The organism is Ruegeria sp. HKCCD4315 (genome assembly GCF_013112245.1).
Classification (GTDB): Bacteria; Pseudomonadota; Alphaproteobacteria; order Rhodobacterales; family Rhodobacteraceae; genus Ruegeria.
In genome coordinates, this window is record NZ_WVRN01000001.1 from 2,964,895 (window position 1) to 2,983,987 (window position 19,093).

The following is a 19,093-nucleotide window of genomic DNA, read 5'->3' on the forward strand; positions in this document are numbered from 1 at the left end:
ATGGCTGCTAAACTCCGCAAAGGCGACAAGGTCGTCGTGCTGGCCGGCAAGGACAAGGGAAAAGAGGGAACCATTTCCTCGGTTGACCCGAAAGCCGGTAAAGCTGTTGTCGATGGCATCAACATCGCCATCCGCCACACCCGTCAGTCGCAAACCTCACAAGGTGGTCGCCTGCCTCAGGCAAACCCGATCGAGCTGTCGAACCTGGCGCTGCTGGACAAGAACGGCAAAGCAACCCGCGTTGGCTTCCGCATGGAAGGTGACAAGAAGGTCCGCTTCGCCAAGACCACAGGGGACGTGATTGATGCTTGATAACGCAACCTACACCCCGCGTCTGAAAGCACAGTACGCTGAAACCATCCGTGCCGCTCTGAAAGAAGAGTTCGGCTATAAGAACGACATGCAGCTGCCCAAGCTGGAAAAAATCGTTCTTAACATCGGTTGTGGTGCTGAGGCGGTCAAAGACTCGAAGAAAGCAAAAGCTGCTGTCGAAGATCTGACGGCGATTGCTGGTCAACAGGCCGTTGCAACCAAGGCGAAGAAGTCGATCGCGGGTTTCCGCGTCCGTGAAGACATGCCGCTGGGTGCGAAAGTGACCCTGCGCGGTGACCGGATGTACGAATTCCTGGATCGTCTGATCACCATCGCGCTGCCGCGCGTTCGTGACTTCCGCGGTGTTAAGCCGTCTTTCGATGGTCGTGGCAACTTTGCCATGGGCATGAAAGAGCACATCGTGTTCCCGGAAATCGACTTCGACAAAGTCGACGAAGTCTGGGGCCTGGACATCGTAATCACCACCACAGCGAAAACCGACGCTGAAGCGAAGAGCCTGTTGAAAGCATTCAACATGCCTTTCAACGCGTAAGCGCCGGGAGGATTGAGACATGGCTAAAAAAGCAATGATCGAACGCGAGAAAAAGCGCGAACGCCTGGTGGCCAAATATGCCGCAAAGCGTGCCGAGCTGAAAGAAATCGCGAATGACGAGAGCCGCCCGATGGAAGAGCGTTTCAAAGCGCGTCTGAAACTGGCGAAACTGCCGCGCAACAGCTCGGCTACACGTCTTCACAACCGTTGTCAGCTGACCGGTCGTCCCCACGCTTACTACCGTAAGCTGAAGGTCAGCCGTATCGCGCTGCGCGAGCTGGGTTCTGCTGGTCAGATCCCCGGCATGGTGAAATCGAGCTGGTAAGGGAGACATAGATATGAATGATCCTATCGGCGATATGCTCACCCGTATCCGCAACGCGCAAATGCGCGGCAAGTCCACCGTTTCCACCCCGGCTTCCAAGCTGCGCGGTTGGGTTCTGGACGTGCTGGCGGACGAAGGCTACATCCGTGGCTATGAAAAGACGACCGGTGCAAACGGTCATCCGGCCATCGAAATCAGCCTGAAATACTACGAAGGCACCCCTGTTATTCGCGAACTGAAGCGGGTCTCGAAACCCGGTCGTCGCGTATACATGGGCGTCAATGACATCCCGCAGGTCCGTCAGGGTCTGGGCGTGTCGATTGTCAGCACTCCGAAAGGTGTGATGTCGGACGCAAACGCTCGCTCCAACAATGTTGGCGGCGAAGTGCTCTGCACCGTCTTCTAAGGAGGTCTGCAATGTCTCGTATTGGTAAAAAACCGGTCGAGCTGCCCAGCGGCGTTACCGCCTCTGTGTCCGGCCAGACCATCGAAGTGAAAGGTCCGAAAGGCACCCGCAGCTTCACCGCCACCGACGACGTAACGCTGTCGGTTGAAGACAACGTGGTCAAGATCGACCCCCGTGGCATGTCCAAGCGTGCCCGCCAGCAGTGGGGCATGAGCCGCACCATGGTTGCCAACCTGGTAACCGGTGTGACCACAGGCTTCAAAAAAGAGCTGGAGATCCAGGGTGTTGGTTACCGGGCTCAGATGCAGGGCAACACCCTGAAGCTGAACTTGGGCTACAGCCACGATGTTGATTTCACTGCTCCGGAAGGTGTCACCATCACCGCACCGAAGCAGACCGAAATCGTTGTGGAAGGTATCGACCAGCAGCTGGTGGGCGAAACCGCGGCCAAAATCCGCGAGTGGCGCCGTCCCGAGCCGTACAAAGGCAAGGGCATCCGCTATAAGGGCGAGTTCATCTTCCGCAAGGAAGGCAAGAAGAAGTAAGGACGCAAACAATGGCAAACAGCAAAAGAACCCTGTTTCTGAAGCGCCGCCTGCGCGTTCGGAACAAACTTCGCAAAGTCAACGCCGGCCGTGTACGCTTGTCGGTTCACCGTTCGAACAAGAACATCAGCGTTCAGCTGATCGACGACGTTCGTGGCGTGACCCTGGCTTCGGCCTCGACCCTGGAAAAAGATCTGGGTGTTGTTGGCAAGAACAACGTCGAAGCGGCCACCAAAGTGGGCGCGGCCATCGCCGAGCGTGCCAAGAAGGCAGGCGTCGAAGAGGCCTATTTCGATCGTGGTGGCTTCCTGTTCCACGGCAAAGTGAAGGCTGTCGCCGACGCTGCGCGTGAAGGTGGTCTGAAGATCTAAGACTTGTGGGCAGCTTTGCGGCTGCCCCGATGATCCGGGGGCCTCGGCAACAGTCGGGGCTCACTTGGATTGAAGTAAACGGCGTCACAAGCGCCACATGAGAAAAGGGATGCCAAATGGCAGAACGTGAAAACCGTCGGGGCCGTGGCCGCGACCGTGAAGAGGCACCGGAATTTGCAGATCGTCTGGTCGCAATCAACCGCGTGTCGAAAACCGTAAAAGGTGGTAAGCGCTTTGGCTTCGCCGCTCTGGTGGTTGTCGGCGATCAGAAAGGCCGCGTCGGCTTTGGCAAAGGTAAAGCGAAAGAAGTACCTGAGGCCATCCGTAAGGCGACCGAACAAGCCAAGCGTCAAATGATCCGCGTGCAGCTGCGCGAAGGTCGGACCCTGCACCACGACATCGAAGGCCGTCACGGCGCCGGTAAAGTGGTTATGCGCACCGCACCTGAAGGTACTGGTATCATCGCCGGTGGTCCGATGCGTGCCGTGTTCGAAATGCTGGGCGTCAAGGACGTTGTGTCCAAGTCGCTGGGCTCGCAGAACCCGTACAACATGATCCGCGCCACCATCAACGGCCTGCAGAAAGAGCAGAGCCCGCGTTCGGTTGCCGCACGTCGTGGCAAAAAAGTTGCCGACATCCTGCCCAAGCGGGACGAAGCACCTGCTGCTGCTGAAGCAGAAGCATAAGGAGAGCGACCCATGGCAAAAACCATCGTCGTCAAACAGATCGGTTCCCCGATCCGTCGCCCCGCCGAACAGCGCGCAACCCTGATCGGTCTGGGTCTGAACAAGATGCACAAAACCCGTGAGCTGGAAGATACTCCTTCGGTTCGTGGCATGATCCGCAAGATCCCGCATCTGGTCGAGATCGTCGAAGAGCGCGGCTAAGCCCGAAACCTTCGAGAATTTCAAAGAACGCCCCTGACTTCATTCAGGGGCGTTTTTTTTGTCATTGATACCTGGACGCCCAGCCAACACCAATCTGCAGGACCACAACACCGAGTCCAAAGGCATGCGCCCACAGGCCCAGAAACACCTGAGGGCGGGGGAATCCTCGACTTTTGCGGCTTTTTGGCTAGACTTTAGGGCCACATAGTCAGGGGGTTTTTTGATGACCGACACAGTGTCCGAACCTGCCGAATCCGAGATTCTTAGAATCGGTGACGAAAAGTATCAAAAAGCAGAAAAACTCATCCGAACGACGCAAGGAGCGAACGCATCCAACGGGTTAAAGCTGGACCGGCACATAACTGTTGCGAGATCTTATTTCTGGGACGCTGAGGGCCGATCCACCCTTTTCCCTCGCCTTCTGGGGATCGAGTTTAAGGGTAAACGGGTCGGCGTCTTTCAGGAAGCAAAGTCATTTACCGTTTTGCTCGACACTGATGGTGAAGAATACGAGGTCGGGGTTTCTGTGCGCCTTGAGGTCAATGCCGACCGGTTTGAGTTGGGGGCGCAGGTGTCAATTCCAAATATCGCAGCAGAAGCACAGCTGGGTCACAGCAAGGCCGAGATGGAGATCAGTGTGCTTGGTTATTACGGCCCCCTCGGAGACATCCTGCCCGCGCCCAAGGCAGTAGATGTAACGAGCTACGCAGAATACCTTGAGTCCTTTCGAAAAATTCAAAGGCTGGTCTTTTCAGAAGACGGGGCGCAATACCACCATCCGATTCCCTTGGGAGAAAGACGAATTGTTCAGGCTGCGTCGAGTCTAAGCAGCTAGAGTCAATTCACCCCAGCAACGAAAAAGTCACTCTGGGTACATCGAGCGGAAACACTCAGGTTTTGCGCTGCACACGGTCACGTACATGTCGCCCAGTTGTTATTCCCTTGGTGCATATCGGCTAGACCGAAACTTCCGTTGTTAGCGATAACTTTCGACCTTATCTCAGCCTTGTCCAAACAAGGAACACAAAAAGGAAACGTCAAGGAATACGCCTTGATTTGAGAAAGGAACAAAAAGATGACAACTGCTGCACTGACACATTCAGGCTTGAACTTTACTGCACGGATTACGGACATGATCGAACGCGTGAAAGCCGCGCGTGCCCGTGCTGCCGAGTACCAGCGCACGTTTTCCGAGCTGCAACGTTTGAGCAACCGGGAACTCGATGACATCGGCATCCGTCGTTGTGACATCGCGGATATCGCACACAAGCATGTCTACTGTTCGTAAATTCGAACAACCGGAAGCAAGACACAAAGGCGCCAAAGGGCGCCTTTTTTGCTTCATGCATTGGCTCTCAGAATGGCTAGAAGACGCGCCACAGCAGGGGAAAATCCTTGTAGATCGCAATGACGCTGTACGAAGCTAAAATCCGGCTCTATGTCGCTTTCCAACCGTAGGCGTCCCGCACTATGCGTTTCGCCGATCCGCGGCCTGCTGACACCCTACCCCAAAGACCGCCTACGGCAGAGTGGTTCTGACTCCACTGCAATCCGCTGCTTGAGCTTGATATGGCCCAGCACCTCACGAAACGCGCGGTGCTTGGGTTTGCCTTCCAGATAATCCGCCAGTTTGAGCAGGTTGATCGGATGCTTCTTAACAAGCGTTTCGATCCGCTGCACGGCATCGTCCAACGCATAGTGGTCGACGAACTGGCAAGCCACCTGCGTCGGGGTCAGCAGACAATAGTCCTGAGCCCGCTTGTCCGTATAGCGCGTGATGTCGAAGGGCGACGCGCCAAGGGCATGGAACTTTGGAACATGTACGCGCATGTCCGCTTTGACGTGCTCCAACACCGTGCCGGAGGTCTGACGGAACCCCAGCGGGCCAAGCTTGCCGACGACATGGCGACGCATCGCCGGAGAGATCATGTCCACATCCGCCCGGTCGTATTTCAGATCATCGAAAACCGACAAAAGCCCCAAATGCTCGTCAGCAATCTGGAAATAAGGTTCGGTGCTGAATGCCCGCATCCGTTCCAGCACCTGCGCCCGCTCAATTTCAGGGTCCGAAACGAAATCGGCCCCGGCGGGTTGAACCGCCGAGGCCGTAAATAGTCGCAGTAAGCGTCGGATCAAAGACCGGTGCTCACATCGATTGTGTTGCCCTCTTCCAGGGTCACATATGCTTTTTTGACGTCTTTCCGGCGACCCAGCTGGCCGCGGAACCGCTTGACCTTGCCTTTGGTCACGGTGGTGTTCACCGCTTTGACCTTCACACCAAACAGCGCCTCAACGGCCTCTTTGATCTGCGGCTTATTGCTGTCGATCGCCACTTCAAAGACAACCGCGCCGTTTTCGGACGCCATGGTCGACTTTTCGGTGATGATCGGCTTGCGGATCACGTCGTAGTGTTCTGCCTTCGCGCTCATTTCAGACGAGCCTCCAGTGCTTCGACAGCCGCTTTGGTGAGCACCAGGGTGTCACGCTTGAGGATGTCATAAACGTTTGCACCCATCGACGGCAGGATATCCAGACCTTCGATGTTGCGCGACGCCTTCAGGAAACCTTCGTTCACGGTCGCGCCGTCGATGACCAAAGCGCGTTTCCAGCCCAGGTTTGCAACCTGTTTGGCCAGTGCGGCGGTCTTGCCTTCGGCTTCGGCGTTCTCGATCACAACCAGTTCACCTGCTTTGGCTTTGGCCGACAGAGCGTGGCGCAGGCCAAGCTTGCGGAACTTCTTCGGCAGGTCGTGGCCGTGCGAACGAGGGGTCGGGCCCTTGTAGATACCACCCTTGCGGAAGATCGGCGCGTTGCGGTCACCATGGCGTGCGCCACCGGTGCCCTTCTGGCGATAGATCTTCTTGGTCGAGTAGCTGGTTTCCGAGCGGGTCTTGACCTTGTGGGTGCCGGCCTGCGCGTTGTTGCGCTGCCAACGGACCACACGGTGCAGGATGTCCGCACGAGGCTCGAGACCGAACAGATCGGCGTTCAGCTCGATGTCGCCGGCTTTGCCGCCGTCCAGTTTGATTACATCAAGTTTCATGCTTCACCACCTTCCGCGGGAGCTTCTTCCGCAGGTGCTTCGGTTGCAGCCGATTTCACAGCAGCCGGGAAAGGCAGGCCTTCCGGTGCTTTCTTCTTCACGGCGTCCTTGACGGTGACCCAGCCTGATTTCGGTCCGGGAACGGCGCCTTTGATGAAGACCAGGTTCCGGTCGGCGTCGGTTTTGACAACTTCCAGGTTCTGGGTGGTTACACGGGCAGCACCCATGTGACCGGCCATCTTCTTGCCTTTGAACACCTTGCCCGGATCCTGACACTGACCGGTCGAACCGTGCGAACGGTGGCTGATCGAAACACCGTGCGAGGCGCGCAGACCACCGAAGTTGTGGCGCTTCATTGCACCGGCAAAGCCTTTACCGATCGAGGTACCCGAAACGTCAACTTTCTGACCTTCCAGGAAGTGTTCTGCCGAAATCTCGGCGCCTACTTCGATCAGGCCATCTTCAGAGACGCGGAACTCAGCCAGCTTACGCTTGGGCTCAACCTTGGCAGCGGCGTAGTGACCGCGCATGGCTTTCGAGGTACGTTTTGCCTTGGCAGCACCGGCGCCCAGCTGAACGGCAGTGTAGCCATCTTTGTCAGCGGTACGCTGTGCTACAACCTGCAGGTTGTCCAGGTGAAGCACGGTCACAGGGATCTGCTTGCCGTCTTCCATGAACAGGCGGGTCATGCCAACTTTTTTTGCGATAATACCAGAGCGCATAATCTATACCCTCCGATCTTACGACTGCAGCTTGATCTCGACGTCCACACCAGCAGCGAGGTCGAGCTTCATCAGCGCGTCAACGGTCTGGGGGGTCGGATCAACGATGTCCAAGAGACGCTTGTGCGTGCGGATCTCGAACTGGTCGCGGGATTTCTTGTCAACGTGAGGGCCACGGAGAACCGTGAACTTCTCAATCTTGTTCGGCAGCGGGATCGGGCCGCGCACGTTCGCGCCGGTCCGCTTGGCAGTGTTGACGATCTCTTGCGTGCTGGCATCCAGAACGCGATAGTCAAATGCCTTCAGCCGAATACGGATGTTTTGGCTTTGCATAGATACAGCCTTTTTTCAGGCGTTGAGGTTGAGAGGAGGACAGACGCGCATCGCCAACCCTCTTCGAACCCAAAAGGCGGGAATCACCCCGCCTTGATGTTCTTGTTGAGAACTCGCGCGTATTAGTGGGATTGGTCGGGTTTGGCAAGGGGGTTTCTGTGCAAACTGGACGCCTCACAAAACCGGATCAGAAAACCGAAACACCTAGGTGCATTCTACATAAGATCCGTAAGGACAAACTCTCTTGAACAGATCACTCACTGTGCGCTTAGACCCCCGCGCCCAGAATTAAACCCAATATGTCAACGCCAATGGCAGAACCAGCAGCGTCGTCAGGGTTGACAAGAGGATAAATCCCGCCACGTCAGGTGCTCTGTCGGGCTGGTACTGGTCTGCGAAAAGATAGTTCGCGACGGACGAAGGCATCAAGCAGCACAGGATAACGACGCCGCGCTCAGTACCAGTGAAGCCAAATAACCAAGTCGCAAACAAGGCCACGACAACTGCGATGCCTAAATGAACAATGGTCAACACACCCGCTTGCCGCACATCTCTTATCTGAAAAGAAGCCAAGGTATGCCCCATCGTCAAAAGGAGCAGCGGGATCGTTAAACCACCCAAGATATTGAAACTCGACTCTATTGGTTGCGGCAGGCTGAATCCGGTGAAAACAACGCCCAAAGCGATGATCGCCGCGTATATTACCGGAGAAGTGATCAGCCTTTTTATCGAAATAGAACCGGATGGAATCCATATTCCGATGGAAAACATGCAAAGAAGAATGACCACGACAAAGCCCATTGCATAGGCCAACCCTTCTCCGCCAAAGGCCAGCAACGTGACCGGCAACCCTATGCCCCCGATGTTTCCGTACATTAACGGGCCGAGGAAAACGGGCACAGAGTATCCTAACACTCTGAGGACAATAAAACTCAACGCGGCGAAACCAGCGACGATTGTCGCGGCTGCGGCCATCACCGTCAGAAAGGTGTTCGCATCGATCTGCGCCGTTGAAAGATGCGAAATGACAAGCGTGGGAAAGCCGACACGCGATATCAGCCCGTTTATCACTTTGTTGTCGAAGGGCACTTTGAACAGAGCCAGACAGTAACCAATGCCTGCACAGATCAGAACGGGTAGAATGATATTGAAAACATTCAGGAATACATGTTCAAGATGTGCAATCATCGCAGTTTCCGACCCTGTTAGCAGAGTGCGCGTTCAAATCTGAAGAACACTGTACCACCGTCGACAATGTGGCAAGGGCCTTGCGTTCGAGCTGCTGGTTAACAGTGCTCCGCGAAGTAGCGAGTATTGCGCTGTTTCTGATTTGCCCTGAGTTTTGGCACAAGTCACCTATTCTGGGCAGTTTCCGTTGGTTCATTCGCTAGATTTTTCGACGAATGTTCCTGACTTATTTGATCGCCCGGTTGGTACAAGATGTATGCGCTTGAAATGGTAGAAACGAAAAAGGCCGCCCCCTGTTGGACGGCCTTCTTTAGTTCTTTACCGAGTTGCTCCCGGCAGATTTTCCTGAGGAAAATCGCCTGCCGCAACCAGGCGCGACAAGCGCGCCTTACTCGATGATTTTCGACACAACGCCGGCGCCGACGGTGCGGCCGCCTTCGCGGATCGCGAAGCGCAGGCCCTGCTCCATCGCGATCGGTGCGATCAGCTCAACGCCGAACGACACGTTGTCGCCAGGCATGACCATCTCGGTGCCTTCGGCCAGGGTCACGGTGCCGGTCACGTCAGTTGTACGGAAGTAGAACTGCGGACGGTAGTTCGCGAAGAACGGGGTGTGACGACCGCCTTCTTCCTTGGTCAGGATGTAGGCTTCGGCTTCGAACTTGGTGTGCGGTGTAACCGAACCCGGCTTACACAGAACCTGGCCACGCTCAACGCCGTCACGGTCAACACCACGCAGCAGCGCGCCGATGTTGTCGCCTGCTTCACCGCGGTCCAGCAGCTTGCGGAACATTTCAACGCCGGTGCAGGTGGTTTTCGAAGTGTCGCGGATGCCGACGATTTCGATCTCGTCGCCAACGTTGATCACGCCACGCTCAACACGGCCGGTCACAACGGTACCACGGCCCGAGATCGAGAACACGTCTTCGATCGGCATCAGGAACGGCTGGTCAACAGCACGCTCAGGGGTGTCGATGTAGTCATCAACAGCCGCCATCAGTTCCTTGATCTTCTCTTCGCCGATTTCCGGGTTGTTGCCTTCCATCGCGGCCAGAGCCGAACCTGCAATGATCGGAATATCGTCGCCGGGGTATTCATACGAAGACAGCAGCTCGCGGATTTCCATTTCCACCAGTTCCAGCAGCTCTTCGTCGTCAACCTGGTCAACTTTGTTCATGAACACGACCATCTTCGGGATGCCAACCTGGCGGCCCAGCAGGATGTGCTCACGCGTTTGCGGCATCGGGCCGTCAGCGGCGTTCACAACCAGGATCGCGCCGTCCATCTGGGCAGCACCGGTGATCATGTTCTTGACGTAGTCGGCGTGGCCGGGGCAGTCAACGTGCGCATAGTGGCGGTTGTCGGTCTCGTATTCCACGTGGGCGGTCGAGATGGTGATGCCGCGCGCTTTTTCTTCCGGCGCACCGTCAATCTGGTCATACGCTTTGAAGTCACCGAAATACTTGGTGATTGCTGCGGTCAGCGTCGTTTTACCATGGTCAACGTGGCCAATCGTGCCGATGTTGACGTGCGGTTTTGTACGCTCAAACTTTTCCTTTGCCATGATGGCCTCCTTTTTCGGTAATGAAGGGAGCCCCTGACCGGAGCTCCCTCAAATCTTCGCTTATGCGTATTTCGCCTGGATCTCGTCCGAGATGTTCTGCGGAACCGGATCGTAGTGGTCGAACTGCATGGTGAACTGGGCACGGCCCGACGACATCGAACGCAGAGTGTTGATGTAGCCGAACATGTTCGCCAGCGGAACGAACGCGTCGATCGCGATTGCGTTGCCGCGCGGTTCCTGACCAGACACCTGGCCACGACGCGAGGTCAGGTCGCCGATGATGCCGCCGGTGTATTCTTCCGGGGTGATCACTTCGACCTTCATGATCGGTTCCAGCAGTTTCGCGCCAGCTTTGCGCATGCCTTCACGCATACACATACGGGCCGCGATTTCGAACGCCAGAACGCTCGAGTCAACGTCGTGGAACTTACCGTCCAACAGGGCAACCTTGAAGTCGATCACGGGGAAGCCAGCCAGCGGGCCGCTGTCCATAACCGACTGGATGCCTTTTTCGACACCCGGGATGTATTCCTTCGGAACGGCACCACCAACGATGCGGCTTTCGAACGAATAACCTTCGCCCGGCTCGGTCGGAGTGATCTCGAGCTTGACCTCACCGAATTGACCCGAACCACCCGACTGTTTCTTGTGGGTGTAGGTGTGCTCGACCGGCATCGAGATGGTTTCACGATAGGCCACCTGCGGTGCACCAATGTTCGCTTCAACCTTGAACTCGCGCTTCAGACGGTCAACCAGGATATCCAGGTGAAGTTCGCCCATGCCTTTCATGATGGTCTGACCGGATTCCAGATCAGTTTCCACACGGAAGGACGGGTCTTCGGCGGCCAAACGGGCCAGACCCTGAGACATCTTTTCCTGGTCGCCCTTGGTTTTGGGCTCAACCGCGATCTCGATCACCGGATCGGGGAAGGTCATGGTTTCCAGAACCACCGGATCCTTCGCGTCACACAGGGTGTCACCAGTGGTGGTGTCTTTCAGACCCGCCAGCGCGATGATGTCGCCTGCAAACGCTTCTTCGATCTCTTCCCGGTTGTTCGAGTGCATCATCATCATACGACCGATGCGCTCTTTCTTACCTTTGGTCGAGTTCAGGATCGAATCACCCTTGTTCATGGTGCCCGAGTAGATCCGGGTAAAGGTCAACGAGCCAACAAAGGGGTCGTTCATGATTTTGAACGCCAGACCCGAGAACGCCATTGCGTCATCGGCACGACGTGCGATGTCACGAACTTCTTCCTCGTCGCCGGGCTTAAAGCCCATGTAATCAACAACGTCCAGCGGGCTGGGCAGATAGTCGATCACAGCGTTGAGCAGTGGCTGAACGCCTTTGTTCTTGAACGCCGAACCACCCAGAACCGGAACAAACGCGATGTCCAGAGTACCTTTGCGCAGCAGGGCGCGCAGGGTCGGAACGTCGGGCTCGTTGCCTTCCAGGTATTCCATCATCGCGTCGTCGTCCATTTCGACAGCCGCTTCGATCATCTTGCCGCGCCATTCGTCAGCCATGTCTTTCAGGCTGTCGCGGATCGGAGCTTTGATCCAGCTTGCGCCCAGATCTTCGCCCTGCCACAGCCACTCTTCCATGGTGACAAGGTCGATCAGACCTTCCAGCTCGGACTCGGCGCCGATCGGGATACCAACCGGAACAGCGCGAGCGCCGGTGCGGTCTTCGATCATGCGAACGCAGTTGAAGAAGTCTGCGCCAATCTTGTCCATTTTGTTGACGAAAACCATACGCGGAACCTTGTAGCGGTCAGCCTGACGCCACACGGTTTCGGTCTGGGGTTCAACACCGGCGTTTGCGTCCAGAACGCAGACGGCACCATCGAGAACCGCCAGCGAACGTTCAACTTCGATGGTGAAGTCTACGTGGCCGGGGGTGTCGATGATGTTCAGGCGGTGCTTTGGGGTATCGGCGGTCTGACCGTCTTCGGTGCGTTCCCAGAAGGTGGTGGTCGCAGCCGAGGTGATGGTGATGCCGCGTTCCTGCTCCTGCTCCATCCAGTCCATGGTGGCTGCACCATCGTGCACCTCACCGATGTTGTGGGATTTACCAGTGTAATACAGGATACGCTCCGAGCAGGTGGTCTTACCTGCGTCGATGTGCGCCATGATACCGAAGTTACGGTACAGTTCGAGCGGATATTCGCGTGCCATTTTTGATAAGCCTCTGAATTACCAACGGTAGTGGCTGAAGGCTTTGTTCGCCTCGGCCATCTTGTGGGTGTCTTCGCGCTTCTTCACGGCAGTACCGCGGGACTGTACAGCGTCCAGCAGTTCACCGGCGAGGCGTTCTTCCATGGTGTTTTCGTTGCGGCCACGCGCAGCAGTGATCAGCCAGCGGATGGCCAGTGCTTCGCGGCGCTCAGGGCGCACTTCGACCGGAACCTGATAGGTTGCACCACCAACCCGGCGCGAGCGAACCTCGACCGACGGTTTGATGTTGTCGAGTGCTTCGTGGAACACTTCGACAGGAGCGCGCTTTACCTTGTTCTCAACGCGGTCAAACGCGTTGTAAACGATGCGCTCTGCGACCGACTTCTTGCCGTCGATCATCAGGTTGTTCATGAATTTGGTCAGTACCTTGTCGCCAAATTTGGCGTCAGGCAGGACTTCGCGTTTTTCGGCGGCGTGACGACGTGACATATCAGCCTCTCCTTCTTACTTGGGACGCTTCGCGCCGTATTTCGAACGACGTTGCTTACGGTCTTTGACGCCCTGAGTATCCAGAACACCGCGCAGGATGTGGTAACGCACACCGGGAAGGTCTTTCACACGGCCGCCACGGATCAGAACAACCGAGTGTTCCTGCAGGTTGTGGCTTTCACCGGGGATGTAAGAGATGACCTCGAACCCGTTGGTCAGGCGCACCTTGGCAACCTTACGCATAGCCGAGTTCGGCTTCTTCGGTGTGGTGGTGTACACGCGGGTGCAGACGCCGCGCTTCTGCGGGCACTGCTCCAGGTGCATGGACTTCGAGCGTTTTACTTTGGGCTGCCGCGGTTTGCGGATCAGCTGTTGAATAGTTGGCATTCCGGTTCTTTCCCCGTTTTGCAACACACATGACATGCACGCGCGTTGCGTGCGGCTAAATTCGCTGCGTTCGTGCGTCCACAAGCGCAAAACCCACGAGCGTTCCCATTCCGAGGTGAACGTCGCGGTTGTTTCTCAGAGGGCGCGAACTGTAAAATTGTCCGGGCCTTGACCAGCTCATTACTGGAATCGGCTACGGGGCGGCCCCCGGCACCGAGATGACGCGCGTAATAGGGGGAGTCGGCCCAAGTGTCAACAGCACTATCCCGACGACCGCGACCTAGTGCGGTTTGGGGCTTAACTGACTGGCCGCAAAGTCACCCTTATCCCTGTTGCGACCGGTGTACAGCGGGGGCATAGTTGCGCTGAATACCAGCCGATGGACGACAGATGCAAGTGATTGGCCTGTGCCGTTTTTCCTATCCCGCTATTGGCGGCTTTCGGCTGAGCCACAAGACAATCGAGGAGCACAGGCAGTTTCTCTATGCACCCGACAGAATGGAAGAACGCTTTCGCTTATTTGAAACCGTTACCCTGTCCGGTTTTCGCGTCCAAACGGATGAACGTTTTGAGCTGTTGGTGATAACGGAAACTTGCCTGCCGCAACCCTATTCTGATCGGTTGCGGGATCTGGTCGCCGGGATCAAACAGGTCCGTATCATTGAAAAAGATCCAGCCGATCATAAGCAGGTGATGAGAGAGACCCTAAACACCGCCCGGACAGACCCACACAAACCCTGCCTACAGTTTCGGCATGACGACGATGACGCGGTCTCGGTCGACTTCATAGAAAAGCTCCGCTCTGCAACGCGCGAAAACGCAGGGCTAATGCAGCAAAGCGAGTCAGTCGCGATCGACTACAACCACGGTTACGTCGCACGATGCAACAAACATCAAATACACGTCGCGCAGGTTTATCGGACGCTTCTGGGCGTTGGCTTGGGCATGTATATTCAGGGCGGAAGTAAACGGACAATTTTTGACCGTTTACACAACAGACTGGCGCGGTTCATGCCGGTGGTTAGCTACCCCGACGCGCCGATGTGGATGCGTATGCTGCACGGGTTCAACGACTCGGACCATGCCCGAAAAGACACGCGTGAGCTGTTGCCGCTTAATCCAGAACAGGCGGAAGAATTGCGGACACGTTTCGCGATCGACCCTAAAGAGTTCGAAACTACACCTGTGCGGGTTTGAGCAGATGCAGGTCCTCGGTCTTTGCCGCTTTTCTTATCCCGCCATTGGTGGGTTTCAGACCATGCACTCCACTGTCGAAGAACGGCGGCAGTTTCTGTATCAATCTGAACGGCTGGACGAACGATTCCGGTTGTTTGAAACCATCGCCCTGCCCGGACTGAAACAGCAAACCGATCAAGACTTTCATCTTCTGATCGTTGTTGGTGAGTGCTTGCCCAAGCCAGCCTTTGATCGCTTGCATGATCTGACCGCCGACCTGAAACAGGTGCAAATCGCCGCCAGACCTCCAGGCCGGCACAGAAAGGTCATGCAAGAGGTTATGAATGCCGCGCGTCAAAACCTCGACCTGCCCTGCCTGCAATTTCGCCATGATGACGATGATGCGGTGGCAGTAGATTTCGTCGAACGGCTGCGTGGAACTGTAATTGACAATGCCGGGCTGTTTCAAAACCGAGCCATGGTTGCAATTGATTTCAACTGTGGCTACCTGGCGCGCGCAGATGCTGCGGGCATTCAAGCCAAGCGCGTACATCGTCCGTTGATGACAGCCGGACTTGGAATGTTTGCGCAAGGCGGCAACCGCAAATCGATCATGAACTTTACCCACAACAGGATCAATCGGGCCATGCCGGTGATTACGCGCCCGGATAAGCCGATGTGGGTCCGCGGCTTGAACCGGTTCAATGACTCTCCCAAAACCAGAAGCACAACGGCCGAACTCAGCCCCCTATCACAGCTTCAGGAGGCCGAGTTTCAATCACGTTTTGCCATTGATCAGAGCCATGTCAGGCGGGTTCACTCTGTGCCTTGACGGGCACGCTCGCGGAACAAGGTGAACAAACCAGCGCCTACAATCAACGTAGCACCCAGCATTGTCACCGTGTCGGGCCATTCATCAAATACGACCCAACCCAGCCCCAGCGCCCAAAGCAGACTGGAATACCGAAACGGCGCGACAAACCCAACATCGCCCTGACGCATGACCATGACACTGAACAGGTAGCCCATCAGCACAAAAATAGCGGCGGCGGCGACCAATGATCCCGCTGCGGCCGAAACCGGAACCCACCCTTCAAACACCGAGGCAACCGCCGCAGCAATTGCGATAGAGCCTGAGGTTGCCAATGTCACAACCATCGACGGCACGTCGGCAGACATACGACGGGTGACGAGATCCCGCACGGTTATCGATGCCACGGCGATCAGCGCGTAGACAGAATAGACGCTGAAGCCGTCCGGGCCCGGCCGGACGATTAACACCATGCCAATGAATCCCACCAAAATCGCCAGGGTACGCCGCCAGCCAACCTGTTCGGAAAAAACCAACGCGGCGCCCAGCGTTACCGTCAGCGGCAGCGCTTGCAGAATAGCCGTTACGTTGGCAAGCGGCATGCTCTTCAACGCCGTCAGGAAAAAGAACGTGGCAGCCAGTTCAGTCAGGCTGCGCAACGCTACAAGCCATTTGTCGTGACGCGAAAAATTCAGATGCAGGGCCCCAAGTGAACGGGCAAGCAGATAGACCAGAACAACAGCCAAGGCACCTCTTAGGGCCACCAACTGAAAAAGGGGCAGCTCCTGCAGCGCGATCTTCACCAGCGTATCGTTCAGGGTAAACGCGGCCATGCTGCCCATCATCAGCAAGGCACCTTTGGTATTCGGGGTCATGTTGGCTGGGCTCCGGGCTGGCAAACGCCGGTATTGGCCAAACTATAGCTTCGGATGTCAATATCGCTTTTGCCCGTCAGCCGGATGTCAGCCGAAGGGGACAATGGTCCCAAACAGATTTAAACTGGACGGCTCGGTTGTATCTTTGACGAAATCCACCCAATCTTTTCCGTAGGTCTGCTCGAAAAAGTCTGGGTACTTCCAAATAAGATTGTGAAAGGTGAACGTCGTCAGCAACGCGCCAACCGTAAGCGCGCCTGCGAACTCTCGCAGTTTACCTTTCAGAAAAAGCATCACCATGATGCAAGCCCCGCCCGCAAGTCCGAGGCTGACGAAATCCTGCGTATCAACTTGCCGCTGAACCGGAATACCAACGGATTGGTATTGAATGTAACGGGTCAGAAACACGGCACAGATTCCCAGCAGTAAGGCCCCCAAAAACGCACCGGGATAGGCCAGACGTTGCCAGATGCTCTCGGTTCTGGGCCGAGGTGCATTCCTTGCGTTCTCATCCGAGCGCTGTTTGATCCGCGCAACGCGATCTTCGAAAGAGTTGTTTTCTGTGCCCATGAGCCAATTCAAAATCAAATTAAAATCTCAAGCCAGAGCTAAACTAGAGATTGTATGACCGCAAGAACGAGCCATCGTGCACAAATACTGGGTTGGATCAAAATGTCGTGCTGTCCTGCGACAGTAACATGAACCGCGCGCACTTTGACCTGGGCTAACCGAAATCGGAACTTGGTTTTTTGAATCCTGACAGGCAGGAAAAACAAAAGGCCTACACAGGCCGGTTAACGGCACTGTTTTGATCCTAACTCCGCCGCGTACGATGCAAACGAATGAAATTGACGTGCGAACGATCTATGGCTGCAACGCGGGCTAAATGCACATTGCATCAATTCCAGTAGGATGGGATTAAGTGTCACATCAATTTAACTTGATATATGCATGGAGTTGTTTTCCAGTCGACTAGAGAGTTGCCCAGGCAAGTGGAGGTAGAGGTGAAGGTGCAATCAGAGACATGCAGCAAGCCCCTCACATGGAAGTTGGGATTGGCGCTGGCATTTGGATATGCGTCACAAGTCGCCGCTCAAGATCAAAGAATTGTTCATGATGCCGAGTATTTTATTCTGGAAGCTCAAAACGGCTCAGTGTGGCAGATAGAAGACCAACAACTTGACGCAAAACTCGCCGAGTTGAGGGAGAAATACGGTTCTCCTCCTAACCTCATCCACTTAATGTGGGACGACCAGCCACTCGGCGCAGTCGGCATCCCAGCCATGCAACAAATCCGTGGATACGAGACGCCGAACCTCAATCAGATGGCCGAAGAGGGTATGCTGTTCACGCGTATGTATACGGAGCCCGCGTGTACACCTACAAGAGCCGCAGCTTGGACGGGTCAATATGCTGTGCGGTCCAGCATGTTTTCAGTCGGTTTTCCTATAGAGTACGAAGGAATTGCGGCTGAGAATATCACGATTGCGGAAGTCTTGAGCGATGCCGGATATGCGACTGGATTTTTTGGCAAAACGCACCTTGGCGATATCGAAGAGGCCTATCCGCATAATCAAGGATACGACGAAGCGTTCACCGCGCTCTACAACCAATCGACGAGTCTTTGGAACATCGAAGCCGAAGCCGCCAACGCAGTCGTAGGGTTGAAAACCGAGCTTCTGCCCGAGAACCCGTATCAGAAAGACAAAGAGTTTCTTCAGGATGGCTATGTCTTTTACGTAGAAGGCACAAAGGGTGGTCCAACGCGAGAATGGTGCGGCACGACAAACGAGTGCTACCGCGCATTTGACGGCGAAGCGCGGGATCGAACGTTTGATTTCATTCGCAGAAACGCCGAGGAAGGAAACCCTTTCTATGCTGCATGGTGGCCCATGTGGATAAGCTTTTTGCCAGACCCAAACAAAGAAACACTACAACGTGGTCTGGTCGGAGAGGCTTATCACAAATACCTTGATCCGGACGTCGGACAGTTAATTTCGCTTCTCAATGAGTTGGGCATAGCCGAGAACACACTTGTTATCGCCATGTCGGACAACGGTCCTATGACCCATAATCCGCCTGCTGGGGCAGGCCTTGGGGAAGGACCATTCCGAGGTGGCAAAGGTGACTTTCTCGAAGGCGGCGTCCGCGTTGCTGCTCAAGCTTGGTGGCCCGGGATGATCGAAGAAGGGCAGATTGTCGGAGACATCATCCATGTCACGGATCTATTCACGACATTTGCACGCATCGGCGGCGCGTTGGAATTCGTTCCCAAAGACCGTGTGATTGATGGCGTCGATCAAACTTCTTTGCTGATCAATGGCGACAGCTTTAGCCGCCGAGACAGCGTAATGATCTATTCCGGTCCAAACCTCGGAGCGAGTGTGAAAGATCACTACAAGATGCACTGGATTTCGTCTGACCCCTCACAAGCGTCCGCTGGCATCACTTCAGTCTTCGACCTTTTGAATGACCACCGCGAAGTTAATCCCATTGTGGTTGGCGGTTTTCACTTCAAGGAGCCATTCCGTCGTATGCGAGCGCGGCACGAGCAGTGGATTGCAAGATACCCCCATTTGCCCCGTGCGTATGGCCCCGCCTACACCGGGATTGAAAACGCAAGGCCTGAGACCTTGGCGCTAAGCAATCCGCCCGAAGCACTGAATAACCTGCCTTTCGGATTGTTGGACTTCATTGAGCAATTGCCAAGTCTTCCCTTCGACCCGAGCGGAGACGTAGGGTTGGATTTCGATTAAATGTGGCGTTCGGCTTTGAATGCACAACTGGCGCAGGTTCAAATCATTGGGCTTCTGCTTTGGGCTCAAAACAGCCACTAGATGGCAGATCGAGCACTAACAATATTGAGCTGGCACTTGACAGTCTTCCACAAAAGAAAGGCCCCGCGTTTTGCAGGGCCTTTTTCAAATT

At 55.6% G+C, this 19,093-nt stretch carries 25 protein-coding genes; 13 read left to right on the forward strand and 12 right to left on the reverse strand.

The features are described from left to right. The 10 genes from rplX to GS646_RS14740 all read left to right on the forward strand — a co-directional run bounded on the left by rplX (position 1) and on the right by GS646_RS14740 (position 4,687). Complete coding sequence (gene rplX, locus GS646_RS14695; RefSeq protein WP_171092002.1) at positions 1-312, forward strand: 50S ribosomal protein L24; 312 nt, start codon at positions 1-3, stop codon at positions 310-312. Then, entirely contained in the window at positions 305-865 is a 561-nt protein-coding gene (gene rplE, locus GS646_RS14700) for a 50S ribosomal protein L5 (protein WP_171092004.1), read from the forward strand. The genes rplX and rplE overlap by 8 nt, the downstream gene beginning before the upstream one ends. 19 nt (positions 866-884) lie before the next feature. Beyond that, positions 885-1,190 (forward strand): 30S ribosomal protein S14, encoded by a 306-nt coding sequence (rpsN, locus tag GS646_RS14705; protein WP_068340744.1) that lies wholly within the window; start codon positions 885-887, stop codon positions 1,188-1,190. A gap of 13 nt (positions 1,191-1,203) precedes the next feature. Continuing rightward, a complete protein-coding gene (rpsH, locus tag GS646_RS14710) occupies positions 1,204-1,596 on the forward strand; it encodes a 30S ribosomal protein S8 (protein WP_170373360.1) in 393 nt (130 codons plus the stop codon). Between the two features lie 11 nt (positions 1,597-1,607). Beyond that, on the forward strand, positions 1,608-2,141 hold the full coding sequence (rplF, locus tag GS646_RS14715) for a 50S ribosomal protein L6 (RefSeq protein WP_170467582.1): 534 nt from the start codon (positions 1,608-1,610) through the stop codon (positions 2,139-2,141). A gap of 11 nt (positions 2,142-2,152) precedes the next feature. Continuing rightward, positions 2,153-2,512, forward strand: coding sequence for a 50S ribosomal protein L18 (rplR, locus tag GS646_RS14720; RefSeq protein WP_039523386.1), 360 nt, complete (start codon positions 2,153-2,155; stop codon positions 2,510-2,512). Positions 2,513-2,628: 116 nt separating this feature from the next. Continuing rightward, positions 2,629-3,198, forward strand: coding sequence for a 30S ribosomal protein S5 (gene rpsE / locus GS646_RS14725; protein WP_155148691.1), 570 nt, complete (start codon positions 2,629-2,631; stop codon positions 3,196-3,198). Between the two features lie 12 nt (positions 3,199-3,210). Next, complete coding sequence (rpmD, locus tag GS646_RS14730) at positions 3,211-3,399, forward strand: 50S ribosomal protein L30 (protein ID WP_050605831.1); 189 nt, start codon at positions 3,211-3,213, stop codon at positions 3,397-3,399. A gap of 223 nt (positions 3,400-3,622) precedes the next feature. After that, the gene (locus GS646_RS14735; protein ID WP_171186665.1) at positions 3,623-4,234 is read left to right on the forward strand and encodes a hypothetical protein; all 612 of its coding nucleotides are present in this window, start codon (positions 3,623-3,625) and stop codon (positions 4,232-4,234) included. A 240-nt stretch (positions 4,235-4,474) separates the two neighbouring features. Further along, on the forward strand, positions 4,475-4,687 hold the full coding sequence (locus GS646_RS14740) for a DUF1127 domain-containing protein (protein ID WP_171186667.1): 213 nt from the start codon (positions 4,475-4,477) through the stop codon (positions 4,685-4,687). A gap of 215 nt (positions 4,688-4,902) precedes the next feature. Here the strand turns inward: GS646_RS14740 and GS646_RS14745 are convergent, their stop codons facing one another. From GS646_RS14745 to rpsL, 10 genes are all read right to left on the reverse strand, one after another. After that, positions 4,903-5,535, reverse strand: coding sequence for a hypothetical protein (locus GS646_RS14745; RefSeq protein ID WP_171648973.1), 633 nt, complete (start codon positions 5,533-5,535; stop codon positions 4,903-4,905). Then, the gene (locus GS646_RS14750) at positions 5,532-5,828 is read right to left on the reverse strand and encodes a 50S ribosomal protein L23 (RefSeq protein WP_008757532.1); all 297 of its coding nucleotides are present in this window, start codon (positions 5,826-5,828) and stop codon (positions 5,532-5,534) included. The genes GS646_RS14745 and GS646_RS14750 overlap by 4 nt, the downstream gene beginning before the upstream one ends. After that, positions 5,825-6,442, reverse strand: a complete 618-nt coding sequence (gene rplD / locus GS646_RS14755; RefSeq protein ID WP_155148664.1) for a 50S ribosomal protein L4 — start codon at positions 6,440-6,442, stop codon at positions 5,825-5,827. The genes GS646_RS14750 and rplD overlap by 4 nt, the downstream gene beginning before the upstream one ends. Next, positions 6,439-7,164, reverse strand: a complete 726-nt coding sequence (gene rplC, locus GS646_RS14760; RefSeq protein ID WP_170574972.1) for a 50S ribosomal protein L3 — start codon at positions 7,162-7,164, stop codon at positions 6,439-6,441. Before rplC ends, rplD begins: the two co-directional genes overlap by 4 nt. Positions 7,165-7,182: 18 nt before the next feature. Beyond that, a complete protein-coding gene (rpsJ, locus tag GS646_RS14765) occupies positions 7,183-7,497 on the reverse strand; it encodes a 30S ribosomal protein S10 (protein ID WP_008756422.1) in 315 nt (104 codons plus the stop codon). A gap of 288 nt (positions 7,498-7,785) precedes the next feature. Next, positions 7,786-8,685: an AEC family transporter gene (locus GS646_RS14770; protein WP_171186671.1), complete on the reverse strand. Its 900-nt coding sequence runs from the start codon at positions 8,683-8,685 to the stop codon at positions 7,786-7,788. A gap of 388 nt (positions 8,686-9,073) precedes the next feature. Next, positions 9,074-10,249, reverse strand: coding sequence for an elongation factor Tu (gene tuf / locus GS646_RS14775; RefSeq protein ID WP_171182005.1), 1,176 nt, complete (start codon positions 10,247-10,249; stop codon positions 9,074-9,076). Between the two features lie 60 nt (positions 10,250-10,309). Then, the gene (gene fusA / locus GS646_RS14780) at positions 10,310-12,427 is read right to left on the reverse strand and encodes an elongation factor G (protein ID WP_171096025.1); all 2,118 of its coding nucleotides are present in this window, start codon (positions 12,425-12,427) and stop codon (positions 10,310-10,312) included. An 18-nt stretch (positions 12,428-12,445) separates the two neighbouring features. After that, positions 12,446-12,916 (reverse strand): 30S ribosomal protein S7, encoded by a 471-nt coding sequence (gene rpsG, locus GS646_RS14785; RefSeq protein WP_010441203.1) that lies wholly within the window; start codon positions 12,914-12,916, stop codon positions 12,446-12,448. A 15-nt stretch (positions 12,917-12,931) separates the two neighbouring features. Beyond that, positions 12,932-13,303: a 30S ribosomal protein S12 gene (rpsL, locus tag GS646_RS14790; RefSeq protein ID WP_005621086.1), complete on the reverse strand. Its 372-nt coding sequence runs from the start codon at positions 13,301-13,303 to the stop codon at positions 12,932-12,934. A 390-nt stretch (positions 13,304-13,693) separates the two neighbouring features. On the opposite strand from rpsL, the gene GS646_RS14795 reads away from it, so the two are divergent. Together GS646_RS14795 and GS646_RS14800 are read left to right on the forward strand one after the other, a co-directional pair. After that, on the forward strand, positions 13,694-14,500 hold the full coding sequence (locus GS646_RS14795) for a putative rhamnosyl transferase (RefSeq protein ID WP_171188745.1): 807 nt from the start codon (positions 13,694-13,696) through the stop codon (positions 14,498-14,500). Positions 14,501-14,504: 4 nt separating this feature from the next. Next, positions 14,505-15,311, forward strand: a complete 807-nt coding sequence (locus GS646_RS14800) for a glycosyltransferase (protein ID WP_171648404.1) — start codon at positions 14,505-14,507, stop codon at positions 15,309-15,311. Here the strand turns inward: GS646_RS14800 and GS646_RS14805 are convergent. After that, a complete protein-coding gene (locus tag GS646_RS14805) occupies positions 15,296-16,165 on the reverse strand; it encodes a DMT family transporter (protein ID WP_171188742.1) in 870 nt (289 codons plus the stop codon). The genes GS646_RS14800 and GS646_RS14805 overlap by 16 nt on opposite strands. 87 nt (positions 16,166-16,252) lie before the next feature. Further along, positions 16,253-16,735, reverse strand: a complete 483-nt coding sequence (locus GS646_RS14810) for a hypothetical protein (RefSeq protein ID WP_171188740.1) — start codon at positions 16,733-16,735, stop codon at positions 16,253-16,255. A gap of 377 nt (positions 16,736-17,112) precedes the next feature. Here GS646_RS14810 and GS646_RS14815 point away from each other — a divergent pair, with 377 nt between their 5' ends. Then, the gene (locus GS646_RS14815) at positions 17,113-18,921 is read left to right on the forward strand and encodes a sulfatase-like hydrolase/transferase (protein WP_171188738.1); all 1,809 of its coding nucleotides are present in this window, start codon (positions 17,113-17,115) and stop codon (positions 18,919-18,921) included. Positions 18,922-19,093: the final 172 nt, after the last annotated feature.

Excerpts from the sequence above, each read along its gene's own strand:
- rplX (WP_171092002.1), top strand. The coding sequence starts at position 1 with ATGGCTGCTAAACTCCGCAAAGGCGACAAGGTCGTCGTGCTGGCCGGC.
- rplE (WP_171092004.1), top strand. The coding sequence starts at position 305 with ATGCTTGATAACGCAACCTACACCCCGCGTCTGAAAGCACAGTACGCT.
- rpsN (WP_068340744.1), top strand. The coding sequence starts at position 885 with ATGGCTAAAAAAGCAATGATCGAACGCGAGAAAAAGCGCGAACGCCTG.
- rpsH (WP_170373360.1), top strand. The coding sequence starts at position 1,204 with ATGAATGATCCTATCGGCGATATGCTCACCCGTATCCGCAACGCGCAA.
- rplF (WP_170467582.1), top strand. The coding sequence starts at position 1,608 with ATGTCTCGTATTGGTAAAAAACCGGTCGAGCTGCCCAGCGGCGTTACC.
- rplR (WP_039523386.1), top strand. The coding sequence starts at position 2,153 with ATGGCAAACAGCAAAAGAACCCTGTTTCTGAAGCGCCGCCTGCGCGTT.
- rpsE (WP_155148691.1), top strand. The coding sequence starts at position 2,629 with ATGGCAGAACGTGAAAACCGTCGGGGCCGTGGCCGCGACCGTGAAGAG.
- rpmD (WP_050605831.1), top strand. The coding sequence starts at position 3,211 with ATGGCAAAAACCATCGTCGTCAAACAGATCGGTTCCCCGATCCGTCGC.
- GS646_RS14735 (WP_171186665.1), top strand. The coding sequence starts at position 3,623 with ATGACCGACACAGTGTCCGAACCTGCCGAATCCGAGATTCTTAGAATC.
- GS646_RS14740 (WP_171186667.1), top strand. The coding sequence starts at position 4,475 with ATGACAACTGCTGCACTGACACATTCAGGCTTGAACTTTACTGCACGG.
- GS646_RS14750 (WP_008757532.1), bottom strand. The coding sequence starts at position 5,828 with ATGAGCGCGAAGGCAGAACACTACGACGTGATCCGCAAGCCGATCATC.
- rplD (WP_155148664.1), bottom strand. The coding sequence starts at position 6,442 with ATGAAACTTGATGTAATCAAACTGGACGGCGGCAAAGCCGGCGACATC.
- rplC (WP_170574972.1), bottom strand. The coding sequence starts at position 7,164 with ATGCGCTCTGGTATTATCGCAAAAAAAGTTGGCATGACCCGCCTGTTC.
- rpsJ (WP_008756422.1), bottom strand. The coding sequence starts at position 7,497 with ATGCAAAGCCAAAACATCCGTATTCGGCTGAAGGCATTTGACTATCGC.
- GS646_RS14770 (WP_171186671.1), bottom strand. The coding sequence starts at position 8,685 with ATGATTGCACATCTTGAACATGTATTCCTGAATGTTTTCAATATCATT.
- tuf (WP_171182005.1), bottom strand. The coding sequence starts at position 10,249 with ATGGCAAAGGAAAAGTTTGAGCGTACAAAACCGCACGTCAACATCGGC.
- fusA (WP_171096025.1), bottom strand. The coding sequence starts at position 12,427 with ATGGCACGCGAATATCCGCTCGAACTGTACCGTAACTTCGGTATCATG.
- rpsG (WP_010441203.1), bottom strand. The coding sequence starts at position 12,916 with ATGTCACGTCGTCACGCCGCCGAAAAACGCGAAGTCCTGCCTGACGCC.
- rpsL (WP_005621086.1), bottom strand. The coding sequence starts at position 13,303 with ATGCCAACTATTCAACAGCTGATCCGCAAACCGCGGCAGCCCAAAGTA.
- GS646_RS14795 (WP_171188745.1), top strand. The coding sequence starts at position 13,694 with ATGCAAGTGATTGGCCTGTGCCGTTTTTCCTATCCCGCTATTGGCGGC.
- GS646_RS14800 (WP_171648404.1), top strand. The coding sequence starts at position 14,505 with ATGCAGGTCCTCGGTCTTTGCCGCTTTTCTTATCCCGCCATTGGTGGG.
- GS646_RS14805 (WP_171188742.1), bottom strand. The coding sequence starts at position 16,165 with ATGACCCCGAATACCAAAGGTGCCTTGCTGATGATGGGCAGCATGGCC.
- GS646_RS14810 (WP_171188740.1), bottom strand. The coding sequence starts at position 16,735 with ATGGGCACAGAAAACAACTCTTTCGAAGATCGCGTTGCGCGGATCAAA.
- GS646_RS14815 (WP_171188738.1), top strand. The coding sequence starts at position 17,113 with ATGCATGGAGTTGTTTTCCAGTCGACTAGAGAGTTGCCCAGGCAAGTG.